At 71.5% G+C, this 23860-nt stretch carries 22 protein-coding genes; 9 read left to right on the forward strand and 13 right to left on the reverse strand.

Translation table 11 applies throughout. The features are described from left to right. Positions 1-102: 102 nt before the first annotated feature. The 3 genes from O7621_RS21490 (at position 103) to O7621_RS21500 (ending at position 2370) form a co-directional block, all read left to right on the forward strand. Positions 103-1482, forward strand: coding sequence for a helix-turn-helix transcriptional regulator (locus tag O7621_RS21490; protein WP_282230919.1), 1380 nt, complete (start codon positions 103-105; stop codon positions 1480-1482). 64 nt (positions 1483-1546) lie between these two features. Then, positions 1547-2086 (forward strand): hypothetical protein, encoded by a 540-nt coding sequence (locus O7621_RS21495; RefSeq protein WP_282230920.1) that lies wholly within the window; start codon positions 1547-1549, stop codon positions 2084-2086. A gap of 29 nt (positions 2087-2115) precedes the next feature. Further along, positions 2116-2370 (forward strand): hypothetical protein, encoded by a 255-nt coding sequence (locus O7621_RS21500; RefSeq protein ID WP_282230921.1) that lies wholly within the window; start codon positions 2116-2118, stop codon positions 2368-2370. An 84-nt stretch (positions 2371-2454) separates the two neighbouring features. Here the strand turns inward: O7621_RS21500 and O7621_RS21505 are convergent, their stop codons facing one another. The 4 genes from O7621_RS21505 to O7621_RS21520 all read right to left on the reverse strand — a co-directional run bounded on the left by O7621_RS21505 (position 2455) and on the right by O7621_RS21520 (position 4205). Then, on the reverse strand, positions 2455-3033 hold the full coding sequence (locus O7621_RS21505) for a hypothetical protein (RefSeq protein WP_282230922.1): 579 nt from the start codon (positions 3031-3033) through the stop codon (positions 2455-2457). A 159-nt stretch (positions 3034-3192) separates the two neighbouring features. Further along, the gene (locus O7621_RS21510; RefSeq protein ID WP_282230923.1) at positions 3193-3378 is read right to left on the reverse strand and encodes a hypothetical protein; all 186 of its coding nucleotides are present in this window, start codon (positions 3376-3378) and stop codon (positions 3193-3195) included. Positions 3379-3595: 217 nt separating this feature from the next. Beyond that, entirely contained in the window at positions 3596-3865 is a 270-nt protein-coding gene (locus O7621_RS21515) for a hypothetical protein (protein ID WP_282230924.1), read from the reverse strand. Beyond that, complete coding sequence (locus O7621_RS21520) at positions 3858-4205, reverse strand: hypothetical protein (protein WP_282230925.1); 348 nt, start codon at positions 4203-4205, stop codon at positions 3858-3860. The genes O7621_RS21515 and O7621_RS21520 overlap by 8 nt, the downstream gene beginning before the upstream one ends. Positions 4206-4561: 356 nt before the next feature. On the opposite strand from O7621_RS21520, the gene O7621_RS21525 reads away from it, so the two are divergent. Together O7621_RS21525 and O7621_RS21530 are read left to right on the forward strand one after the other, a co-directional pair. Further along, the gene (locus O7621_RS21525; protein ID WP_282230926.1) at positions 4562-5347 is read left to right on the forward strand and encodes a helix-turn-helix transcriptional regulator; all 786 of its coding nucleotides are present in this window, start codon (positions 4562-4564) and stop codon (positions 5345-5347) included. After that, positions 5344-5523: a DUF397 domain-containing protein gene (locus O7621_RS21530; RefSeq protein WP_282230927.1), complete on the forward strand. Its 180-nt coding sequence runs from the start codon at positions 5344-5346 to the stop codon at positions 5521-5523. Before O7621_RS21525 ends, O7621_RS21530 begins: the two co-directional genes overlap by 4 nt. Positions 5524-5635: 112 nt before the next feature. Here O7621_RS21530 and O7621_RS21535 read toward each other — a convergent pair whose 3' ends face one another. Continuing rightward, positions 5636-6235 (reverse strand): DUF5134 domain-containing protein, encoded by a 600-nt coding sequence (locus tag O7621_RS21535; RefSeq protein WP_282230928.1) that lies wholly within the window; start codon positions 6233-6235, stop codon positions 5636-5638. Between the two features lie 63 nt (positions 6236-6298). On the opposite strand from O7621_RS21535, the gene O7621_RS21540 reads away from it, so the two are divergent. Further along, positions 6299-7747, forward strand: a complete 1449-nt coding sequence (locus O7621_RS21540) for a PepSY domain-containing protein (protein WP_282230929.1) — start codon at positions 6299-6301, stop codon at positions 7745-7747. 109 nt (positions 7748-7856) lie between these two features. Here the strand turns inward: O7621_RS21540 and O7621_RS21545 are convergent, their stop codons facing one another. Further along, a complete protein-coding gene (locus O7621_RS21545; protein WP_282230930.1) occupies positions 7857-11225 on the reverse strand; it encodes a S8 family serine peptidase in 3369 nt (1122 codons plus the stop codon). A gap of 388 nt (positions 11226-11613) precedes the next feature. Between O7621_RS21545 and O7621_RS21550 the strand changes: the two genes are divergently transcribed. The 3 genes from O7621_RS21550 to O7621_RS21560 all read left to right on the forward strand — a co-directional run bounded on the left by O7621_RS21550 (position 11614) and on the right by O7621_RS21560 (position 15334). Further along, positions 11614-13365, forward strand: a complete 1752-nt coding sequence (locus O7621_RS21550) for a hypothetical protein (protein ID WP_282230931.1) — start codon at positions 11614-11616, stop codon at positions 13363-13365. Between the two features lie 55 nt (positions 13366-13420). Then, entirely contained in the window at positions 13421-14413 is a 993-nt protein-coding gene (locus O7621_RS21555) for a glycosyltransferase family 2 protein (protein ID WP_348775325.1), read from the forward strand. Between the two features lie 333 nt (positions 14414-14746). Further along, positions 14747-15334, forward strand: coding sequence for a hypothetical protein (locus O7621_RS21560; protein WP_282234678.1), 588 nt, complete (start codon positions 14747-14749; stop codon positions 15332-15334). A gap of 71 nt (positions 15335-15405) precedes the next feature. Here O7621_RS21560 and alc read toward each other — a convergent pair whose 3' ends face one another. The 7 genes from alc to uraD are packed head-to-tail and all read right to left on the reverse strand — an operon-like array spanning position 15406 to position 23832. Next, positions 15406-16491, reverse strand: coding sequence for an allantoicase (gene alc / locus O7621_RS21565; RefSeq protein WP_282230933.1), 1086 nt, complete (start codon positions 16489-16491; stop codon positions 15406-15408). Then, a complete protein-coding gene (gene allB, locus O7621_RS21570; protein ID WP_282230934.1) occupies positions 16481-17806 on the reverse strand; it encodes an allantoinase AllB in 1326 nt (441 codons plus the stop codon). Before allB ends, alc begins: the two co-directional genes overlap by 11 nt. Then, positions 17796-19106, reverse strand: coding sequence for an aldolase/citrate lyase family protein (locus O7621_RS21575; RefSeq protein ID WP_282230935.1), 1311 nt, complete (start codon positions 19104-19106; stop codon positions 17796-17798). The genes allB and O7621_RS21575 overlap by 11 nt, the downstream gene beginning before the upstream one ends. Continuing rightward, positions 19106-20689, reverse strand: a complete 1584-nt coding sequence (gene aceB, locus O7621_RS21580; protein ID WP_282230936.1) for a malate synthase A — start codon at positions 20687-20689, stop codon at positions 19106-19108. The genes O7621_RS21575 and aceB overlap by 1 nt, the downstream gene beginning before the upstream one ends. Beyond that, on the reverse strand, positions 20689-22092 hold the full coding sequence (locus tag O7621_RS21585) for an 8-oxoguanine deaminase (protein ID WP_282230937.1): 1404 nt from the start codon (positions 22090-22092) through the stop codon (positions 20689-20691). Before O7621_RS21585 ends, aceB begins: the two co-directional genes overlap by 1 nt. Continuing rightward, the gene (gene pucL / locus O7621_RS21590; protein ID WP_282230938.1) at positions 22086-22946 is read right to left on the reverse strand and encodes a factor-independent urate hydroxylase; all 861 of its coding nucleotides are present in this window, start codon (positions 22944-22946) and stop codon (positions 22086-22088) included. Before pucL ends, O7621_RS21585 begins: the two co-directional genes overlap by 7 nt. A 4-nt stretch (positions 22947-22950) precedes the next feature. Continuing rightward, the gene (gene uraD / locus O7621_RS21595; RefSeq protein WP_282230939.1) at positions 22951-23832 is read right to left on the reverse strand and encodes a 2-oxo-4-hydroxy-4-carboxy-5-ureidoimidazoline decarboxylase; all 882 of its coding nucleotides are present in this window, start codon (positions 23830-23832) and stop codon (positions 22951-22953) included. Positions 23833-23860: the final 28 nt, after the last annotated feature.

Consider the following 23860-nt stretch of genomic DNA (forward strand, 5'->3'; position numbering starts at 1 on the left):
CCGACACGCCCCGTTACCGGATACGCAAGCGCTTTGCACGCGCTGGCACGTCCGTTGCACAGTGGAGGCAATACCGAGCGTGACCATGGGTGGGAGACTGCGATGAGCGGCGACCGCCGGTGGGCTGGCCTTCCCGAGACGCGTCGGGCGGCGGCAGCCGGCGACTACGGCAACCTGATCCGGCTGGCCCGCACGGCCGCCCGGCTGACCCTCGCGGAGGCCGGACGACGCTGCGGCTACTCCGCGGCGAGCCTGTCGCGGATAGAACGCGGCCGCCAGCGCCTGACCGACGTGTCCGCCCTACGACGGCTCGCCGACGTGTTCGACATTCCACCGGAGCTGTTCGGCTTGACCAACTCTGGCACATCGGCCAGCCACCACGGGTCCACTTCGATCGTTAGGCTTCCCGGTAGCCGATCCTGGCCGCAGACGGGAGAGGACGTGATCCGACGGCGCGCGGTACTCAGCGGTCTGGCGGGGCTCGCCGGTGCGGCCATCCCCACGGGCCCAGGCTCTGCCGGCCACGCCACTGCCCGCCCGCCGCAGCTGACGGCCGGACTGTCGGGCCTGCTCCTCGGCGCGGAGCCGAGCACCACCCCACCTGTCGGCCCGGTCGAGCTGCGCGCCACGCTGGCCGCCGCGTCGGCGGACCTTCAGGCGTGTCGGTACGCGCGACTCGCCACCCGCCTACCGCAGCTGGTCACCGGCGCGGCGACGGTCACCGCGAACGCCGCCGATGACCGACGATGTGCGGCCACCGCCCTGGCGACCCGGGCGTACCACCTCACCGCACAGGTGCTGATCAAGCTGCACGAGGACGGCATGTCCTGGTCGATCATGGACCGGGCTGGTCAGACGGCGCGAGCCTGCGGGGACCCGCTGCTGCAGGCCGAACATGCCCGGATCACCGCGATCGTGCTCCGCCGGACCCTACACCGCGACACCGCCCAGAAGGTCGTGCTCACCGGCGCGGCGACGCTCGACACCGCCACCGGGCTGCGGCAACGCGATGACGTCACCGCGTACGGGCGGCTGCTCGCCACCGCCGCCTACACGGCCGCACTCGGCGACCGGCGGGACACCGCACTGGATCTGCTCGCCGAGGCGGACGAGGCCGCCCGGCGAGCGGATCTGAAGCCCGCCTTCGGCAGCGTCGACGTCGCGTTGTACCGGATCGGAATCTGCCGAGCGCTGGGTGACTTCGGCTCGGCGGTCGAATGCGCCCGCACCATCACCCCGCAGCAGTTGGGCACCGTGGAGCGTCGGGCCCGCTACTGGCAGGACACCGCGCTGGCGTTGCACGGCCGAGGCGCGAACGCCGAGGCGTACCGGGCGTTGCTCGCCGCCGAGCAGACCGCGCCGCAGGAGGTCCGCTACCGGCCGTGGGCTCAGCGGTTGACCGTCGACCTGCTGGCGAGCGACCGCCACCGGTCTCTTCCGGACCTGCGCACCTTCGCCGCCCGCGTCGGCGTCGACGCCTGATCCGACGCGGCAGGCCGACCGATCCGCCGATGGCGCGCTGCCGGCACGACGGCACGATGGACGGATGCGTGTTGGTGACCCAGACTTCGACCGCGCTGTCGACCTCAGCATCGACGCGAACGAGGAGACCTTCTATGGCATAGCGGCCGGCTTGTGGGATCCACCGGGCGACAGCGGGTCGAAGGTGGTGGCCTGCCTGACCAGCGAGAGGCTGAGGCTGTTTTCATTCAGCAGGCTGCATCGGACAACCGTAGAGTCCATGATGCCGACGGTCATCCCGATCGAGAAGATCGGTCACTGTCAGGTTCTCGGTAGGGATCGCGGCGAAATTGCGTTTCGGGTCAGGGACCACGACGGGCAGCGGAGCAAGCGGATCATCATCAGCTTTGGCGGGTGGAACCCTGCCGGGATCGCTCTCGCCGATCAGATCAACGAGGCGGTGCGGGCGAGCAGGTCACGGGAGGAGACGACGCACGGACGTCAGATGGGACTGATCAGCGATGACGAACGGCTGTTCTGGTCGTCCCCCGAGGTCGTTCTCGATGCTCAGTATCACATCGACTGCTACACGGAACGTTCCTGGCTGCCACTGACAGGGGCCTGATCGCATTCACCCGTGCTCCGCTGAAGGTTGTGGTCAAGCTACTCGACAACGATCCGTCCTGGCGACTCGACTACGCCCACTACGGCCAGGCAAGACTACTCAGGGTCAGCAGCGCTGGAGCGGTGATCCATTCGGCCTCTCTCTACACCAGCGACTGGATCGTGGCGGACGACCTGCGCCGCATCCACCACGAGAGGCACACCACGTCGCCGGAGCCAGAGAATCTGGTCGCCAGATTGGCGAGCAGCCAATCCTTCAAGTTGGACGACTTCCTCGGGGAGTAGGGCGCCGTTCCCTTTCCCGACGCGTGATCCAATGCGCCTCAGCAAACTGTCCATCGGCGTGTCAAGTTGGTGAAGCGCAGTGGATCAACAACCGCGCGGCAGCGGATCGTTGTCGACGAGCAGCGTCACCCCGTTGTCCCGGCAGATGTCGCGCCACGCCGCGTCGACCGGAGCCGACGTGAGCAGGACCGGAGTGACCGCCCGGCCGAGCAGGGCCAGCCGGTGGCGGTACTCGAGCACCTGGCCGAGACCGAGCCGCAACTGTTCCTCCGGGCTGGCACCGACGAGGCTCTTGACTTCCGCGATGTACTGCCGGCCGTCAGCGTCCTGCCAGGCCAGGTCCACCGGCACCCCGGCCAGCCCGGTGCCCACCACGTACGCCTGCTTGTCGAAGGCCCGGATGTCGGTCAGCGTCGCCGGGTCCACCACCGGAGACCGGTACGGACGATCGAACGCCGCACCCGCAACCGGCTCCATCCGCAGAGGCGGGGAGTCGACGCGCGCCTGCGCGGCGGACCAGGCCCGGGCCAGCCGCTCCGGCCGGTGCAGCCGCTGGAACGAAAACCCGCCAACGGCCAGGCACTTGACGTTGACCAGCCGCGCTGCGGCGACGACCGGCGGCTGCCGCAGCGCCCACAGCGCGTCGTCGACGGTGTCGTACACGCAGCCGATCTTCTCGCCCCGCAGGGTGTCGAACGGGTCGTCCTCATATTCGGCGACCCGGGTGGCCCAGGCGTCCTCGTCGATGACACCGGCGTCGAAGGCCGCATCGAGGGCAGCCTTGTCCAGGTGGAAGTTGATCCCGTCGCCGTCCTCGTAGAGTCACAGTGTCTCCAGCCGGCCGAGGGTCACCCGCAGCAGCGACCGGCCCCGCACCCGCCGCTGGTTCAGAAACCACAACTTGCCGTCGGTCTCGACCGGCTTCGGCACGGTCATCCGGATGTACCAGCCGGCGAGTGCCCATGCGGCGCGCGCCAGCTCGTCAAGATCAGCGTCGAGTGGATCCACGCTCGGTGCGGCCAGCCCTTCGGCGGCGGGCAGCCAGGTCCTTTTCCACGTTGGCGACGTCTTCCGCCGTCCACCACGGTTCGATCTGCACGAGCAGCCCTTCAATCCGGCATCAGCGAGAAATCGTCACACCACTGTAAGTGGTATCCGCTGGCTGATCGGGTAGACGCGGCCGGTGCGACGGTGTCAGCGCCGCGCCGGCCGCAGCCGGCTTCCATCACTGGTACGGGTCGGTGCCGTTGACGGCACGCGCCGATTCCCGCACCCCGGGCCGGTTCAGCGCCTGTTTGTAGATCGCGATCGCCACCATCCGGCCGTCGCGTCCACCGCCGACGATCGTGGCGATGACGCCGATCACCGGCGACTCGTCGCTGTCGTGGCCGTACCGGATGTCGGAGACCCGCACCCGCATCGAGCAGTCGCCGTACACCCAGTCGGCTTTGCCCAGGTGCAGCGTCTCACCGACCCGCAGCGGCTGGTCAGACATCGTCGTCGTCCTTCCCGTGCGGGTAGCCGTCCGGCATCAGCCCGGACAGCTGCAGCACCGCCCGCACCCGGCGGGCCTTGCCCGGGTCCCAGCGGTCGAGGATGACCAGCGACCGCAGCAACGGCCGGCACGGCGCGGCGACGTCACAGGTACGGCATTCGCCGAGCCGCGCCGACGGCAGATGCTCGGCGATGTCCAGCCGCGCCCGGTGCACCGCCTGCGCCACCACCGTGTCGCCGGGGTCGAGCGCGGCGTCGAGCGCACTGGCCGGGGCGGGGGCGACCGCGCGGGCGGCGGTCAGCCGGCGCGTCCCGCCGATCCCGTCATCCCTGTGCACCACCAGAATCCTCCTTGGATAGCCGAATCAGTTGCGACATCCCACCCTGGACTCCGATTCGCAGTTGGCGGAACCCGACCGGTGACCCCGTGCACGCCGGGAGTCCCATGACGCGAAGCTCGACCACCACGAGGGGAGCTGAGGGATGCGAAAGCCTTGCAACGGTGAGAGTTGATCTGATAGAAGCCCGAAGATCAATTCCTCAGCCTGATCTGGCAGTTATCCACAGGACCAAGATCCATGCTGGACGCCTCTGCATTCGTCAAGGAAGATGGTTGGCGACTTCACGCAACGGGGACGCCTTTCGGCGATGCCTCCGGCGCGTGGGCACGAGGGAATCCGAGGGATGCGAGGGGCTTGTGAGCGGCAGCGAGTATCTGATATCGGAGCTACGGCGGGTGCGCGAGTCGATGGGCCTCACCCAGGAGTCCTGGGGTGAGCGCGTCCACTTCTCGGCAAAGCACGTCGGCTCGATCGAGCGCGGCGAACGCCCCGCCCTGCCCAACTACCTGGGCATGGTCGACAAGGTGTTCGGCACCGCCTTCATGAAGTTCTACCGCGAGTTCGTCATCGGCGAACACGCCCCCGTGTGGTTACGGCCGTTCATCGAACACGAGCAGCAGGCCAGCTTGCTCCGTGTCTTCCAACCACTCGCAGTCCCTGGCCTACTGCAAACCGAGGCGTACGCGAGAACCATCATCACCGCCTACGGCGCAAGGGAGGAAGACTTGGAAGCCGCGCTCGGCACGCGACTCACCCGGCAGGAGATTCTGCGCCGCAAACCCGACCCCTGCCAGCTCGTTGCGGTGATGGACGAGTGGATGCTTCATCGGGAGATCGGCGGGCCGGAGGTCATGCGGGAACAGCTACTCGCGATCGTCGCCGCAAGCGAGTTGCCCAGCATCCGGGTGCACATCGTTCCGACCAGCGCGGGTGCCTACCTCGGGATGGATGGCCCGTTCACGCTCGCGACAGTCGAGGGCAGATCAGTCGGCTACCTTGAAGGCCACCTCAAGGGTCGCGTCGTGGAGGGCTCTGAGGACACCGCCGACCTCGAACGGACCTGGGAGGCCGTGCGGGAGTACGCTCTGCCGGGGAATCAAAGCCGCGACGTGATCGTGAGGATGGCGGAGAAGTGGACATGACCGGCGCACGCTGGCACAAGAGCACGCACAGCGACACGAGCGGCTGTGTCGAGGTGGCCGAGAATATTCCTGGTCGGGTGTTCGTCCGGGACACCAAGGACCGCGATGGCGGCACCCTCGACTTCGCCCCGGCTGCCTGGCGGTCGTTCATCGCCAACATCACCGTCACCCGCTGATCACCGGCCAGCCGGAAGCTGACCGGCCCGGCTGCCACGCACCGCAGCCTCGGTCCGGTCCGGTCCGCGATGAGGACCGGACCGAGGGCTGATCCGTACCCGCCAGCGGGTCTCACACGTTCATCAGCAGCAGCATCGTCGCCATGCCTGCGCTCATGACGCCGTAGCTGAGCAGATGCAGCCGATGGCCGGACGTCGTCGCGGCGCGGTAGAGCCACCACAGCGCCCCGGCCGTGCTCAGGGCCACGAAGACGACGTTCGTCATGTCCGCCCACGCCGGGGTGGGGGTCGGTTCCGCACCGGCGGCGGCTACGCCATGCGCGTGCCCGGAGCCGCCGCCGACCCCCAACTCCGACATCAGGGTCGGCATCGCCGCGAGCATCCAGATCATCGCCAGGTTCTGCGTGACGTGGCCCAGCACGTCGACGCGCTCCGACGTGCCACGCGCCCGCCCGTACCCGGGCAGCAACGCGAGCACCAGGATGCCGAAGATCGCGACCTGCGCCCAGGCGACCGGGCCGTCCACCATCAGCCAGGCCATCAGAATCATCGCGACACTCATCACGCAGTGATTGATGTCGATCAGCTCCGCGTCGGAGAACGCCTGGTCGGGTGGCACGCCACGACGACGGATGACCAGGTCACCGACACAGACGAGCCCTGTCAGCAGGAAAACGATCGTCAGGACGGGAACCCACGGCGTCTCCAGCACGACTCTAGCTAGTACCACAGGCCGCGCCGACGAACAACGTGCTGATCAGGAAGGGCCACCGCGATGACCACCATGGAAGCCGAGACACCGCCTCCCGGGGAGACGCCGCCCGAGGACGCACCCTCGTCCCCGGCCCGGCCGCGGAAGACGAACTGGTTCGCCGCGTTCTGGCGCTGGCACTTCTACGGGTCGGTCCTCGTCATACCCGTACTCTTCTGCCTGGCCGTCAGTGGCATGACGTACATGTTCCGGGCAGAGGTGGACTCCCTGGCCCACCCCGGGGTACTGCAGGTGCCGGTGGCCGACGGCGCGCAACAGGCCGAGCTGTCCGCCCAGGAAGCGGCCGTCCGCGCGGAGTTCCCGGACCGTCCCATCCTGTCCGTGCAGGACGGCACCGGCGACCGGGCGACCCTGTTCGTCGCCGGTCTGGAGGACGGTGGCAGCACCAACATCTACGTCGACCCCTACACCGCCACCGTCACCGGCGAGCTCAGCCAGGACCAACTCATCTCCACCTGGGCCGAGCGCATCCACGGCGACCTGCTCATCGGCGACGGCGGGTTCGGCGACCGCATCGTCGAACTCGGTGCGTCCTGGGCCATCGTGCTGACGATCACCGGGTTCATCATCTTCTTCCTCGGCCGCCGTGCGCGCAGTGGCGCCGAAGCCAAGGGCAAGCGCGGTGCCCGGCTGCGCAGCTACCACGCCCTCGTCGGGCTCCCCGTCGGCCTCGGCATCCTGCTGCTGGTCGTCTCCGGGCTGCCCTGGACCGGTGTGTGGGGTGCTCAGGCCCAGCAGATCGCCGTCGACTCCGGCTCCGGGCTGTGGGGCGCGGACCCAGGTGCCGAGTCGACCATCAGACAGCAGATCGAGGACGCCGACGGTCAGTCAGCACCCGCCGGGTGGGCCTCCGGCAACGCCCCGCAGGGCAGCAGCACCGGCAGCGGCACCCCGATCTCGATCGACCGCGCGATCGACGCCGCCCGGGCGCTGGGTGCCCCCGAGCCGTACCTCATCCTGTACCCGGAGGGCGAGACCGGGGTGTTCAGCGTGATGAGCAGCCAGTGGTACGACGTCGGCAACCCCGCCGAATCCGACGTGACCCAGGAGACGACGATCCACGTCGACCAGTACAGCGGCGACGTGGTCGGCCAGTACGGCTACGACGACTACAGCGCGATGGCGAAGGTCGTCTCGCAGGGCATCGCCCTGCACGAAGGGCGCCGCCTCGGCACCTTCAACACGATCATGTCCACGTTGTTCTGCCTCGCCGTGATCTTCATGTGCGTCACCGGACCGATGATGTGGTGGACCCGTCGGGCAACGGCCTCCGGCCTCGCCGCACCGCGGGCGAAACTCCCCGTCTGGGGCAACTGGGTACTGCTCGCCTCCATGGTCGTACTCGGCGTCTTCCTGCCCCTGTTCGGCCTTTCCCTGCTGGTCGTCCTGGCGCTGGACCAGTTCCTCATCCGCCGGGTGCCCGCGCTGAAGTCCTTCTTCGGCACGGTCTGAGCCGAACCGGCACCCCCCTCAGATCGATCCGGCGCCCCAGCTGGTGCGGCCCCGGTGGCCGCCACCCGTACTCGGGTCACGGCCACCGGGGCCTTCGGGGCGAGGAACGCTAGTCGGCGGAGGCCAGCCGGTAGGCGTGGATCACCGTCTGGGTGAGCGTGTTGCCCTTGCGGTCCTCGGCGCCGAACCGCAGCGACACGTAGCCGTCGCTGTCCGGATGCTGGACCGTGGCCACCCAGCTGCGGCCGTCGGCACGCACCGGAGCCGGCAGCCAGGTGGTGCCGTCGTCGTAGGAGACCTCGACCGACAACGCGTCCAGGTTGACCGGTACCCCGGTCTGCCGGCGCACCGTCACCGGAATGTCGACCTGGTCGCCGGCCGGGGCGGCGCCGGCCTCGTCGACCGGCGGCGCCGGCCGGGCCACCATGACCGGCAGCCGCCGCCACTGATCGCCGTTGACCCGACCCGACTTGAAGGTCCAGGCCAGGCTCACCTCGGTGGCCAGGTCACCGGCGTCACGGGTTGCCGACGTCTCCAGCCGGTAGTCGGCCTGGCCGGGTGGCACGACGAAATAGCCGAAGCCACCGGTCTCCCACTCCTCGACCAGCTCGCCCGCATGGTAGAGCGCGGTGCGCTCAGTCAGTGCGACCGAACCGCCGGCGTGCCCGGCGGCGTCACCGAACAGCGGCACCTCCACCAGGATCTCGTCGCCGAGTCGGCTGGCCCAGCCGGTCGGCGACGACGTCGCCGGCATCGCCGGGCCGAACGGCGGCAGGTTCCAGATGTCGGTGCGCCGGGCGCCGGCGGGGTAGGCGCGGGCCGGTGCGTACAGGAACGACACCGGTTCCAGCCAGTCGTCCTCCACCGAGTAGTTGGAGAAGTACAGGTCGGAGAACCAGGCCACCCGGTCGGTGCTGTACCACTCGATCCGTTCGCCTGGAACGCGCACCTCGGTCAGCTCGGTGAGCGCGCCCAACTTCGGGTCGTCGAACTCGGCGACGAGCAGCCGGTCGGAGACGTCACCGGTCGGGATGCCCCGGAAGTCCTGCCGGACCCGGGCCAGGTCACCCGCGGCGTAGTCGCGCTGGTACCCGGTGGGCAGCCGGCCGTCGAAGACCTCACTCAGCGCGTAGGCGAACGGGCTGTTCGCGTACCCGCCGTCGGGGTCCGGCTTGAACCACTGGTGGGAGATGGATGAGCCGAACGCAGGCGCCGGGTCGTCGCCGCCGAGCTGCTTCGACGACACCCCGTCGAATCCGGGGTACGCGGCACCGACGCCCGCCGGACCGCTGACGGTGTCGAAGCCGACGGTCACGTCGACGATCGCGGCCCGCGCGGCCGGTTGCGGCACGGTGGCCCGCACCGGTGCGGCCTGCCGGGCGTCCAGGGTGACAGTGGCCTCCGCAGCGACGGTGAGGCGCGGCTGGGCGAGAACGGCACTGCTGGTCGGCTCGCCCTCCTCGTCGAATTCATCGATCGTGGCGAACAGACCGTACTCGCCCTTGGGTAGTCGGGTCACCACGGTGCCGTCCTCGTGGTACGGAAAGTCGAAGTGCGAATTGTCCAGACCGACCAGTGCGGTCCAGTACGACTGGGCTGGTCCGCCGTCGACGTCGATGTGCGACACGGTCACGTCGTAGCTCTCGACCTCGCGGTGCACCCCGACGGGGGTGACGACCCGGGTCTGCCCGGCGGTGGCGACCAGGTGTCCGCTGTAGTAGCCGTCGACCGCGTCGACGCTGGTGTCGGCGGTGGCGTCGACGCTGGCCGTACCGCCGGCGGGCACCTCGACCCGCGCGGCGCTGGTGGCGAACATGCCGGCCGGCACTGACGCGCCCGCCGGTCCGGTGATCTCCCAGGCCAGGTCGAGGGTGACCGGCTCGGTGCCGGTGTTGCGGTAGGTCACGGTCCGGCTGACCGGCTCGTCGTCCTGGTGCGGCCAGAGGGCGCGGCCGTAGGAGATGCTGGCCGGCGTGGCGGTCACCGTCTGGGTGACGGCGCGGGCGACGTCGACCAGGCCGGCGCCCTGCTGGTACGCGCCGGTGCCGGGGTGTGGCGCGGCGGACCCCATCAGGGTGGACTTGAACTGCTGCGCGGTCCACTGGTGCTGTTGTTGGGCGAGCAGCGCGACGGCACCGGTGATGTGCGGCGCCGACATCGAGGTGCCCGGCGCGGAAACATAGTGCTCGTCGATCGGGACGTCGAGGGTGGTGCCCTCGGCGCGGGCGGCGACGATGTCGACGCCGGGTGCGGTGATGTCGGGTTTGACAGCGTCGTCGCCGACCCGCGGGCCACGGCTGGAGAAGTCGGCCAGCGAGCCGTCGCGGTCGACCGCGCCGACGGTCAGTGCCGCGTCGGCGCTGCCGGGTGACCCGACGGTACGGTCGGCGCCGGCGTTGCCGGCGGAGATGACGAACAGGGTGCCGGTCTGCTCGGTGAGGGTGTTGACCGCCTCCTCGAGGGGGTCGATCTCGGGTCCGTCGCCGCCGCCGATGCTGATGTTGACCACCGGGACCTGTTTGTCCACGGCGAACCAGTGCATCGCGTCGATCATCGCCGAGTCGTCGCACCAGGCCGCCGGACAGACCTTCGCGGAGATGATCTTCGCGTCCGGGGCGACGCCCCGGTACCTGCCGCCGGACGCGGCGCCGCTGCCGGCGATGATCGAAGCGACATGGGTGCCGTGGCCGACGGTGTCACCGTCCTCCGGCGCGTCGGTGAAGTTGCGCGTCTCGACCACCACGTCCGCCAGGTCGGGGTGTCCGGTGTCGACGCCGCTGTCCATGACACCGACGGTGACGCCGGCACCGGTGAAACCGGCCCGGTGAGCGGCAGGCGCACCGATCTGCGCGACGCTGCGGTCCAGCAGCATCCGCCGTTTGCCGTCCAGCCAGATCCGTTCGACGCCGGGGCCGGCGGTACGGGCGGGCAGGCCGGCGGACACCGTGGTCCACAGATCGGCGATGGTGGACTTGTCGGCGGTCACCGCCGCGCCGTCGATCGCCGGCAGGTCGCGCTGCGCGTCGAGGCCGTCAACGGCGAGCACGGCGGCGCCACGGGCGGCGACGTCGCCCCGCGCGGTGGTGACGATCAGCGGCAGGGTGTCCCGCGCGGCGTCGTGGTAGCCCCACTCGATCAACTTGGTGACGTTGAACAGTCGGCGGTCCAGCGTGCCGCGTTGAACCAGCTCGGCGGCGTCGCGTGGGACGACGTGCAGCTCCCCGTCGATCCGGTAGGTGCGGAACTGCATGCCCTCGCGGCCCTCGCCCGGGCGCAGTGCAGCGGCGCCGGAACCGGTGACGGTGACCTGGTCGCCGGTGAGCAGGGTGACCGTGGCGCGCTGACCGGCCGGCGCCTGTCCGGCAGAGGTCCGACTGGCGCCGTCTCCGTCCGTCGGCGTGGCCCGGCCAGGTTGCCCCGGCCCGATCACGAGTACGGCGGCCAGTCCGGCCGCCACGAGTCTTCTCGAACGTGTCACCAATACCTCCCCATTGGACGTCTGTCAGGACGTCGGGCAGATGCGAAACGTCAGCGTTACACACCCGACCCTCAGGACAACAGGCCTGAAGATGGCTTTCTGGGTCAATCCCGGGCAATCGGCTCATTGTGCAACGGATCCGCGGTCACCCGGTCTGCCCGGCGACCAGTTCCGGTGCGATCTGCGTTCCGGCACGACCTGCGCTCCGGCACGGACCCCACCACAGCCGCTGAGGCTGACGTCAGCGACAGCGAACCCTGGTTCTCGCAGGTCCGGCCGGGCTTGCGCGGGGTCACCGGAAGCGACGATGATCGGCGGACCAGATCCGGCCCGACAAGTGACGGGCGGGTTCGACAGCCCACGTCCTGATTTGAGATCATCGATTCTCGTGGAGACCGCTCAAGACCGCCCGTCCGCCCCCCGGCCCCCGCTGTGGCGGTTCCTGCGGCACGAATGGACCTTGGCCGTGCTCGGCGGACTGCTCCTCGCGGTGGTGCTGACCTGGCCCACCCTGCGACATCCCGCCAGCACCATCCCCGGCGACATCGCCGACCCCACCCTGCAGGCCTGGCAGGTGGCCTGGGGCGGGCACGCGCTGTCGACCGACCCGACCGGGCTCTGGCACTCCAACACGTTCTTCCCCGAGCGTTACACCTACGCGTACAGCGACACACTCCTCGGCTACGCACCGGCCGGGATGATCGGCTCCGGCTTCGAAGCCGCGCTGATCCGCTACAACATCCTGTACGTGCTGCTGTACGCGTTGGCGTTCATCGGCGCGTACGCCCTGATCCGACAGCTCGGCGCGGGCCGGATCGGCGCGGCGGTGGCCGGGGTCGCGTGGGCCTTCGCCCCCTGGCGGCTGGCCCACTCCGGGCACATGAACATCCTCTCCACTGGTGGGATCGCACTGTGTCTGGCGATGCTCGCCCGTGGCCACGGCTGGTCGTTGCGGCACGGCTACCGCCCCGAACGGCGCAGACCGGGCTGGGCCCTCGCCGGCTGGCTGGTGGCCGCCTGGCAGATCAGCCTCGGCTTCGGCATCGGACTGCCACTGGTCTACTTCCTGCTCGCCGCCGGGATCGTCGCCGCCGGCGGCTACGGGATCTCCTGGTGGCGACACCGCCGCCGCCCACCGTTCGGCCGGCGGCTACTCGTCGCCGACGCCGTCGGCGGGGTGATCTTCGGCGCGGTCACCCTCGCGATCGCGGCGGCCTACTTCCGCGTCGTCGAGCTCAACCCGCAGGCGGAGCGGAGCCTGGCTTGGACCGAGATGTTCTCCCCGCCGGTGGTCGGCCTGATCACCGCACCCGCCGAGTCCTGGCTGTGGGGAGAACGGCACGCCGGCACCCGGGAGCAGATTTTCTGGCCGCCGGAGATGACGCTGCTGCCCGGGGTGACGCTGATCGCCCTGGCCGCCGCCGGCCTGATCGTCTCGTCGTTGCGGATCCGGCACCGGGTGGCGCTCGCCGCCGGAGTCATCGGCACAGCGCTGCTCGCCCTCGGCGCCACGCTCGGCGGCGACGGCGACCCCGGCTACCTGACGCTGTCCAAGCACCTGCCGGGCTGGGACGCGCTGCGTACCCCGGGACGGATGATGATCTGGACCAGCCTGCTCCTCGCAGTGCTGGCCGCCGGAACCCTCACGGCCGCAGCCGCCGCGCTGCGCCGGTCCACCACCGGATGGCCGCAGTGGTCCCGGCGGGCCGCCGGTGCCGCCCTGGCGATCCCCCTGGCGCTGGTGGTGGTCGAGGGGATGAACCGGACCGCTCACCCGCAGGTGCCCACCCCACCGGCTGCCTGGGACCAGCTCACCGGGCCGGTACTGGTGCTGCCCAGCGACGCCGGCGCGTTCGAGTTGAACGTAATGCTGTGGACCACCGAGGGAGACTTCCCGCAGGTTGCCAACGGCCTGGCCGGTTTCGTCCCGGCGAGCCAGGAGCAGACCCGGGCGGTCACCGCGTTCTTTCCCGACCCGGCGAGCGTCGGATACCTGCGCGACCTGGGGGTGCGTACGGTGCTGGTGATGCCGGACCGGCTGGTCGGGACGCCGTGGGACGGTGTCGCCCAACGTCCGGTCGACGGGCTGGGCATCGCCCGTGAGGAGATCGACGGTGTCCTCGTCTACCGGCTCGACTGAGCGTCCCGGGCCGGCCGGCCCACAGGCCGAACCACCCGCGCCGGGCGGTCGGCCGCTGCGGCTGTCGGTCGTGGTGCCCTGCTTCAACGAGGACGCCTCGCTGACCCGGCTGCACACGGCGGTGACCACCGCGGTGACCGCGCTCGACGACGTCGAGGTCGAGTACGTCTACGTCGACGACGGCAGCACCGACGGCACCTTGGCCGAGTTGCGCCGGCTGGCGGCGGCCGACCCGGCCGTCCGGTATCTCGCGCTGAGCCGCAACTTCGGCAAGGAGTCGGCGATGCTCGCCGGGTTGGACCGGGCCAGCGGGGACGCCGTCATCGTGATGGACGCCGACCTGCAACACCCTCCGCGCCTGCTGCCCGATATGGTCGCCCTGTACCGGCAGGGGTACGACCAGGTCATCGCGTGCCGCGACCGACGGGGTGACCGGTTCGTCCGTACCGTCGCGTCGCGGACGTTCTACCGGCTGATGAACCGCTGGGTGGACGTGCAACTGCTCGACGGTGCGGGCGACTTCCGGCTGCTGTCCCGCCGGGCGGTCGACGCGTTGCGGGCCATGCCCGAGTACAACAGGTTCTCCAAGGGCCTCTACTCGTGGATCGGGTTCAACACCGTGGTGTTCGCGTACCCGAACGAGGCCCGCGCCGGTGGTGGCAGCCGCTGGAGTTTCCGGTCCCTGTTGAACTACGCGTTCGACGGGCTGCTGTCGTTCAACGACCGGCCGCTGCGGTCGGCGATCTACGCCGGTATGGGGCTCACGTTCATCGCCGTGGCGTATGCGGCCTGGGTGGTCGCGGCCGCGCTGATCCGGGGGATCGACGCCCCCGGCTACACCACGATCATCGTCAGCGTCATCGGTCTCGGCGGTATCCAGATGATGATCCTCGGCGTGATCGGCGAGTACATCGGTCGGATCTACTACGAGACGAAGCGCCGACCCCGTTACCTGGTGATGGAGTCCGACGGGGCCGGTGGTACGCCGCAGGTGCCGACACCTCGGCGGGAGACGACCATCCCCGGCCCGGCGGCCGACGCGGAATGATCCGGCGGGCGGGCTCGTTGTGCATGGTCGCGCCACGCACTCCGGCCCGCAGCCGCCAATCGGCAGTCAGGCTCCGGCCCGGCCAGTGGATCGGGTCGGTGGACCCGGTCGGGAATCGTCGGCGGGCCGGCGTGGTTGTACATGGTCACGGCGCGCAGCAGCGCACCCGCGCCCCACCCCGGGGCGTGCCGGAGCCGCCGCGAGCCGACATCGCACGTCTGAGATCCCGTACCACCCGGATGACCGTTTACCGCGCACCCGCCCGCCCGTGACGGGTGTGCCCCCTCGGCAAACGGAAGGTGGACCCCCATGACCACGATCATCACCCGCACCCTGCGTACCAGCCTGCGCACCACCGCCCTCGGCATCGCCGGGCTCACCCTGGCCGGCGGCGCGGTCGCCGCCCCCGCCCTGGCCGCCGACCACGCCCCCACCGCCCTGGCCGCACCCGTGGCCGCCGCCAGCAGCGACCGCGTCGACACCGGCAAGTTGACCCCGCACGGCGTGCAGGGCGAACAGTCCCGCATCAGCCTGTCCGGCGAGCAGACCGACAACGTCAAGGGCATCATCGCCGCCACGAAGAAGGCCGGCATGGACGAGCGGGCCGCCGTGGTCGCCATCGCCACCGCCCTGCAGGAGTCCAAGCTGGAGAACCTCGGCCACCTCGGCGACCGCAACGACCACGACTCGCAGGGCCTGTTCCAGCAGCGCCCGTCGTCGGGCTGGGGCACCGTCGAGCAGATCACCGACGTCGAGTACTCCACCACCGCGTTCCTCGACGCCCTGAAGCAGGTCGACGGCTGGCAGGACATGCCGCTGACCGAGGCCGCCCAGACCGTCCAGGTGTCGGCGTTCCCGTTCCACTACGCCCAGTGGGAGACCCAGGCCGCCGAACTGGTCGCCCAGCACTGGAACAGCTGACCGCAGACACAGCGTCGAAGGGCCGGACCCCGGGTGCGGGGTCCGGCCCTTCGACGTATGTCCCGGCCAGGTCAGCCGGTCGCAGCCGCCGTCCGGTACCGGGCGGCTAGGTCGGCGGCGCCGACGGTGGTGAGCCGGCCGAACAGGCGCAGCCGGGCCATCCCGCCGTCGGGATGGATGTCCAGCCGGACGTGGCTGACCGGGCGGGGCCGGTCCAGCCGGAAACGGTGCCGGGTGTCCGGTTGCAACGGGGTCAACGGCAGCAGCTCCGGCCAGTCGGTGGAGTCAACGCCGGAGCCGCCGTCGAGGGCCGGATCGGTGCCGGTGAGGTCGGTGCCGAGCAGCCGGGCCGCCGCCGGGGCGTTGCCCTTGAAGTGGCTGGTGTCCAGCTCGACGAACTCGACGACGCCGACGGCACAGAGCCGGACCTGGACCCAGTCGTTGCCGTCGTCGCGGCGGCGGGCGGTCTCCCAGCCCTCGCCCATCGTGCGGGCCGGCCCGGGTAGCAGCAGCTGCTGCGGGGATCCGTAGAACCGGTCGCTGCACGCCTCGACCCGGCCACCGTGCTCGACCGCGGCAAGGTCGAGCACCTCGGTCAGCAGATCCGGGTCGGGCACCGGCTCGCCGTACACCCGCAGCCGGGCGACCCCGCCGTCGGGAAAGATCGTCAACCGTACGTGGGTCTGCCGTGCCGGCACGTCGACCGGGACGACCAGCTGGCTGTCCCCGGCCAGCGCGGTGCGGGGCACCAGCGGGGTCCACCGCGCCGTGGCGAGTTCCTGCGGGCCGGGATAGCCGTCGAGTGAGCAACCGTCCACCGCCGCGTACGGCGGGTAGTTGCCGGTGAAGTGCGCGGTGTCGATCAGCACGGCCCGGACCACCCCCGGGGCACCGAGCCGGACGACGGCGTGGTCCGCGCCGGGTTGGCGACGGCGGCGGGTTTCCCAACCGTCGTACACCTGGCCCTTCGCCCCGAAGGTGCCGGCGGCGAAGACCGGCGGGCGCGGGTCGACCAGGTTGTCGGCGGCGGCGAAGAACTCGTCGTTGGCGGCGACCACTCCCCCGCCGAGGGCGCGGGACGCCAGGTCGGGCAGTCGGGTCGGGTCAGGCCCGTCCGGCGGACCGGGCGGTGGCGTGGATACGTGACTACCGGTCAACGGTCCCCTCTCGCGACAGAAGGCGGCCGCGCGGCGCATCCGGGGTGACCGGTGCGCCGCGCAGCCAGGTGGCCCGGACGATGCCGGTCAGGCGTCGTCCGGCGTACGGGGTGATGGGATGCCGTTGCCGCAGCCGGGCGGGGTCGACGTGGTAGCTCGGCGCCGGGTCGAAGGCGACCAGGTCGGCGTCGGCGCCGACGACGAGCCGGCCCTTGGTGGGCAGCCCCACCAGGTCGGCCGGCCCCTGGCACATCCACCGGACCACGTCACCGAGAGCGAACCCGCGCCGACGGGCTTCGGTCCAGATTGCCGGCAGCCCCATCTGCACCGAGGCGATACCGCCCCAGGCGGCGGCAAAATCCCCGGTGTCGGGTGCCTTCAGCGCGGGCGGGCAGGGGGAATGGTCGGAGACCACGCACGAGATGGTGCCGTCGGCCAGGGCTGCCCACAGCGCGTCCTGGTTGTCGCGCTGCCGGATCGGCGGACAGCACTTGAACTCGGTGGCCCCGTCCGGGATCTCCTCGGCGGCCAGAGTCAGGTAGTGCGGGCAGGTCTCGGCGCTGACCGGCACCCCGGCCCGCCGGGCAGCGGCCAGCACCGGCACCGCGCCGGCAGCGGACAGGTGCAGGATGTGCAGCCGGGCACCGACCCGACGGGCGACGTCGATGGCGGCGGTGACCGCCTCGATCTCGGCCGCCGCCGGCCGGCTGGCGAGGAAGTCCCGGTAGCGGGTCGAGGAGGCGGCGGCCATGAGCTGGTCGGGTTGCTCGGCGTGCACCACGAACAGGGCGGGCACGGCCGCCAACGCGGCGGCGAGCTGACCGGTGTCCAGTGGGGGGAACTCCGGCACCCCGGAGTCGGCGAGGAACGCCTTGAACCCGAAGACCCCGGCGGCGTACAGGTCGGGCATCACCTGCTGGTTGCCGGGGACCGCGCCGCCCCAGAAGCCGACGTCGACATGGCACTGCCCGGCGGCGGCCCGCCGTTTGACGGCCAGCGCGGCCGGGTCGACGGTCGGCGGAAGGCTGTTCAACGGCATGTCGACGATGGTGGTGACGCCGCCGGAGGCGGCGGCCAGGGTGGCGGTGGCGAACCCTTCCCACTCGGTACGGCCGGGTTCGTTGACGTGCACGTGGGTGTCGACGAGTCCGGGCAGCAGCGCGACGTTGCCGAGGTCGCTGTCGACCGTCGCCGGCACGTGTTCCCGGTAGTCGGCGACGGCGACGATCCGACCGTCGCCGACGGCGATTGCGGCCGGACGCTCACCGTCGGGCAGCACCGTGCGGCGAGACCGCAGTACCAGATCAACGGGCATGGTCGGTGGGCTCCTCACCGGACGCGGTCGGCAGGTGGGCGGTCGGCCCGGCATCTCCAGCGGCGGTCGGCCCGGCATCGCGGTCGGCGGTCGGGGCGACCTCGGTGGCGCCCGGACCGGCCAGGGTGGTCAGTACGGTGCGGTCGAAGCCGGCGTCGGCCGGGTCGACAGCGCCGCAGTCCAGCCCGCGCAGCAGGAACCGGGCCAGCGCCCGGGCGGTCGCCGGCTCGTCGAGAATTCCGCCGGACCGGCGGGCGAGGTAGGCGTCGAGCCGCCGGACGGTTTGCTCCCGGCCGGCACGGTAGAAGGCGTAGGTCGCCGCGAACCGGGTCGGCAACTGGTGCGGGTGCAGGTCCCAGCCCTGGTAGAAGCCGCGTTCCAGGGATCTGCGGACCAGGCCGGCGTGGCGCTGCCAGGCGGAGCGCACCGTCTCGGTGTCGCCGACCGGCAGGATGTTGGTGGAGCCGTCGCTGAGCGGTACACCGGTGCCGGCGGCGGCCACCTGCATGACGGCTTTCGCGTGGTCGGAACTTGGATGGTCCATACTCAGGTAATCGGCGGCGATGCCGCAGGCGGTTCCGTAGTCGTAGGTGCCGAAGTGGAGTCCGGCACACCGTCCGGCTGACTCACCGATCAGCCGGGCGACGGTCGCGGTGCCGTCGGGAGCGAGAATCGCCGCCGGAGTCTCAATCTGGATCTCGAACCGCAGCGCCCCGTCCACCAGCCCGTACGCCTGCTCCAGCCGGCCGCAGACGTCGACCATCGCGGCGACCTGGGCCGGGTGGCTCACCTTCGGCAGGGTGACCACGAAGCCGTCGGGCGGCCCAGCGCAGGCGTCCAGGAAAAGGTCGAGGCTGCGGACCGCCCGCCGCCGGGTGGCCGCCTCCAGACACTTGATCCGCACCCCGACGCGCGGTGGGCCCACGCCGGCGGCCCGTGCCTCGGTCAACGCACGTGCCGCGGCCCGCAGGTCTGCGTCCTCGATGGCGTCGTCGCGTACGCCGTACCCGTCCTCGACGTCGATGCGCAGGTCCTCGACCGGCTCGCGGGCCAGTTTGGCGCGTACCCGTCGGTCCAGCTCGACCGGGTACGGTGCCGGCGGATGGGCGTCCAGCGCGGCCAACGCCGCCGCGCCCCAGGTCGGCACCAGGTCGGCGGTGACCCGGTCGGCGGGCACGTACACGGTGTGCACCGGCTGGCGCCCCGACGCCTCGCCCGGATAGCGGGCCCGCAGCGCGGCGTCGACGTCGGCGAGCCGGTCGTCCAACGCGGCGTACACCGCCGGATCGAGCCGGGCCATCAGTCGATCAACCGGTACGCCGGCAGGGTCAGGAAGTCGACGTAGTCGGGACCAAGGGCGACCTCCTCGAACAACGCCCGGGCCTGCGGAAACCGACTCGCCGCCCAGTCCGGTTCGGTCAGCGCGGCGCGGATCGCGGCGAGTTCGGCGTCGCCGATGGCCCGGACCAGATCGGCGGTCACCAGGGTGCCGTCGGGCAGCCGTACCCCGTTGCGGATCCACTGCCAGATCTGCGACCGGGAGATTTCGGCGGTGGCCGCGTCCTCCATCAGGTTGTCGATCGCCACCGCGCCGTTGCCGCGCAGCCAGGCCTCCAGGTAGCGCACCGCGACGGCGACGTTCGCGCGCAGCCCGGCCTCGGTCACGGCACCGCCGGTGGCGGCGACGTCCAGCAGTTGCGCGGCGGTGACCGACACGTCCGGGCGTTGCCGGTCGAGCTGGTTGGGCCGGTCGCCGAGGACCTCGTCGAACACCTCGCGGCAGGCCGGCACCAGGTCGGGGTGGGCGACCCAGGACCCGTCGAAGCCGTCGGCGGCCTCCCGACGTTTGTCGGCCCGGACCTGGTCGACGGCGCGGGCGGTGACGTCGGCGTCCCGCCGGTTGGGGATGAAGGCCGACATGCCGCCGATCGCCATCGCGCCGCGCCGGTGGCAGGTGGCGACCAGCAGTTCGGTGTAGGCGCGCATGAACGGCGCGGTCATCGTGACCGCCGCCCGGTCCGGCAGCACGAACCGCTCGCCGGCGTCGCGGAAGTTCTTGATGATGCTGAAGAGGTAGTCCCACCGACCGGCGTTGAGCCCGGCGGCGTACGGGCCGAGTGCCCACAGGATCTCGTCCATCTCGAACGCCGCGGTGATCGTCTCGATCAGCACGGTGGCCCGGATGCTCCCGGCCGGCAGGCCGAGCGTCTGCTCGACATGGACGAACACGTCATGCCACAGCGCGGCCTCCTCGTGGCTCTCCGTCTTGGCCAGGTAGAGGTAGGGGCCGCTGCCCCGGCGCAGCAGCTCTGCGGCGTTGTGGAACAGGTACAGGCCGGCGTCGACCAGCGCGCCGACGGCCGGCGCACCGTCGAAGACGAGGTGCCGCTCGTCGAGGTGCCAGCCACGGGGCCGGACCACGATCGTCGGGTACGGCCCGGGGCCGAGCCGGTAGGTCTTCGTCTCGGTCCGCAGCTCGATGGTGCGCCGGACGGCGTCGGCGAGGTTGCGTTGCCCGTCGATCACGTTCGCCCAGTGCGGGGTGTTCGCGTCCTCCAAGTCGGCCAGCCAGACCCGGGCACCGGAGTTCAACGCGTTGACGGTCATCTTCCGGTCGGTGGGACCGGTGATCTCCACCCGCCGGTCGGCCAGGTCGGGCGGGGGCGGCGGCACCGTCCAGCTACCGGCCCGCACCTGCGCGGTGTCGGCCCGGAAGTCCAACCGGCCGGTGCGGGCGATGTCGGCCCGGCGGCGACCACGGGAGGCGAGCAGCTCGGTCCGCCGGCCGGCGAACCGGCGGTGCAGTCCGGTGAGGAAGGCCACCGCGTCACCGGTCAGCACGTCGCCGGTAGGTGGCAGCGGGTCGACCTGGCTGCGGGGCATCAGAGGTCACTCCTGTTCGATGGGACCGGGGTCATCAGGGTCCGGTGCGTACGGGCGGCCTCGCGGGCCAGGTCGGCGGCGTCGGCGGTACGCAGCTCGCCGCGTTCGACGACCGGCCGGCCACCGACCAGCAGCAGCTCCACCGGGGCGGGTGGGCCGAGCACCAGCGCGGCGACCGGGTCGTCGATGCCGGCATGGCCCAGCCCGTCGACCCGCCACAGCGCGATGTCGGCGAGCTTGCCCACCTCCAGCGAGCCGGTCTCGGCCGCCCGGCCCAGGCAGCGTGCGCCGCCGATGGTGCCCAACGCGAGGGCGTCGCGGGCGGTCAGCGCCGCCGGTCCGCCGCGCAGCCGGGCGGCGTACAGCGACTGGCGCAGCTCCGCGCCGAGGTGGCCGACCTCCTGGCTGGCGGCGCCGTCGACGCCCAGGCCGACCGGCACGCCGGCGGCGAGCAGATCGGTCACCCGGGCGGTGCCGGCCCCGAGCCGCGCGTTGGAGCTGGGACAGTGCGCGACGCCGGTGCCGGTGGCGCCGAGCCGGGCCACCGCCGCGTCGTCGAGGTGGACGCCGTGCGCCAGCCACACGTCGTCGCCGAGCCAGCCGAGCTGTTCGGCGTACTGCACCGGGGTGCAGCCGTGCGTGGTCCGGCAGTACTCCTCCTCCTCGACGGTCTCGGCGAGGTGGGTGTGCAGCCGGACCCCCCGGCGGCGGGCCAGTTCGGCCGACTCGCGCATCAGCCGGGGGGTGACCGAGAACGGCGAGCAGGGGGCGACGGCGACCCGCAGCATCGAGTCCGGTGCCGGGTCGTGCCAGCGGTCGATCGCCGCCTCGGTGGCGGCCAGCGCGGCGTCGGTGTCCTCCACGGTGGAGTCCGGGGGCAGTCCACCGGCCGAGCGGCCGAGGTCCATCGAACCCCGGCAGGGATGGAACCGCAGCCCGATCCGGCGCGCGGCGTCGATCTCGGCGGCGAACAGGTCACCGCCGTCGCGGGGGAAGACGTAGTGGTGGTCGGTGCTGGTGGTGCAGCCGGACAGTGCCAGCCAGCCGAGGTTGGCCGCGGCGGCGGCGTGCACCGTGTCGGCGTCCAGCCGCGACCAGACCGGGTAGAGGGTGGTCAGCCAGCCGAACAGGTTCTGCTGCTGGGCCAGGCCCCGGGTGGCCCACTGGTAGAGGTGGTGGTGGGTGTTGACCAGGCCGGGGGTGGCCAGGCAGCCGGTGGCGTCGATCCGGCGTACCCGGCGCGGATCCCCGCCGGTGAGCGTGTCGAGCAGGCCGGTGGGCACGTCGCCGGGGCCGACGGCGGCGATCCGACCGTCGGCGCCGACGACGAGATGCCCGTCGCGGTGCTCGGTGCCGGCGACGTCGACCGTGGCGACGGCGGCGCCGGTGACGACGATCACCACTGCCCCAGCTCCGGCGGCGCGTCGTCGCGGGTGACGGTGCCCTCGATCAGCCCGTACGGCCGGTCGGCGGCGACGAAGACGCTGTTCGGGTTGTCCAGGTCGAACGGGCTCAGGTCGACCAGCAGGTGGTGCTTGTTCGGCAGGGCCAGCCGCACTTCCACCACGTCGGGCCGGTCGGTCAGCACCCGCTCACCCATCGCGTACAGCGTCTGCTGCAGGGACCGGCTGTAGGTGCCGACGAACGCGTCGACCAGCGCCTGGCGTACCGCTGCGTGGGCGGCGTCGAAGCCGCCGGGCGGCGCGGTGCCGGCGTAGCGCCACCGGGCGTCGACGGCGGTGGCGAGGATCCGGTCGTCGGTCTCCGGCAGGGTGGTGTACGGGTCGACGACGTAGCCCCGGAATTCCGAGTCGGTGGAGTTGAGCAGGACCAGGTCGGACAGGCCGGCGATCACCTCCGCCCGGTCGCCGTCGTAGCGGACCGTGGCGGTACGGGTGGAGCCGCCGTCGCGTTCGAACGAGTGCGGCCCGAGCCGTCGCCAGTCGTACTGTTCGATGTCGACCCGGGCCCGGGTGATGCCGGGCTGGCTGTCCACGAAGTGCCGGGCCAGCAGCAGGCCGAACTCCTCGGCGCTGGCGATGCCGTGGCGACGGGCGAACGCGTACACCGTGTTCTTCTGCGTGTCGGTCGGCAGCACCTGGCTGTTGTCGCCGGTGAGGTGGGTGGCGGCGAGGTCACCGGCGAGCGCGACGGAGACGTTGAGGTCGCGCAGGGTGTGCCGGTCGCCGTCGCGGTCCACCCGGACCACCCGGGTCTGTGCCTTGCCGTACCGGTTCGGCCCCAGAACGATTCCCATCCGGTCAGCTCCCTCGGTAGGTGGTGTAGCCGTACGGGCTCAGCAGCAGCGGTACGTGGTGGTGGCGGGCGGCGTCGCGAACGGTGAACACCACCGGGATCTCGGTGTAGAAGGCGTCCGCCCCGAGTCGGTCGGCCACGTCGAACACCAGCCGGTACGTCCCGGCGGCCCAGCCGGCGCCCGGCACCCAGTCACGCAGCCGGCCGTCGGCGTCGGTGTGTCCGGTGGCGACGGTGCGCCAGCCGCCCTCCGGGTCGGCGGCGTCGAGCCGTACGGCGATGCCGGCCGCCGGGGTGCCGGTGGTGGTGTCCAGCACGTGACTGGACAGCGGCGCCGGCGCGGCCATGTCGTCGACCAGCCGGCCCAGGCGCAGCGCGGCGATGTCGCCGAGCTCGGTGCGGACCACGCCCTGCTCGGTGTCCGGGTCGTGGTGCAGCCGCTGCCGGGCGGCGGCCACCAGTTCGGCGGCGCTACGGCCGTTGGCGAAGATCAGGAAGCGGTACCCGAACCGCTGCTCGTAGGCGTCGTTGACCTCAGCCAGTTCGGTCGCGACGCCGGGGCCGGAAGCGACGGTGCCGGCGGCGGAAGCGGCCGTGCCGGAAGCGGCCGTCGCCGCCGCCTGCTCGCGACGGGACCACTCGGCGTCCCGGCCGGTGCCGGTGGGCGGCCGCCCGATCCGCGGGTGGGCGGCGACCGCGCCGACCACCTCCGGCCAGGGCAACGCCCCGATCCGTGCCCGCCCGGCGGCGGTCAACGCCGCCCGGTCGGCGTACGGCCGGCCGGCCGCCACCGCGGCGGCCCAGCCGGGCGCGGCGCAGCAACTCAGCAGCAGTTCCCGCACATCATCGGCGGGCAACGTGTTGAACACGTCGAGTCCGCGGTCCAATCCGGTCCCCCTTTCGCTGGGCAGCAGC

Source organism: Solwaraspora sp. WMMD937 (assembly GCF_029581175.1).
In the GTDB taxonomy this organism is placed as follows: domain Bacteria; phylum Actinomycetota; class Actinomycetes; order Mycobacteriales; family Micromonosporaceae; genus Micromonospora_E.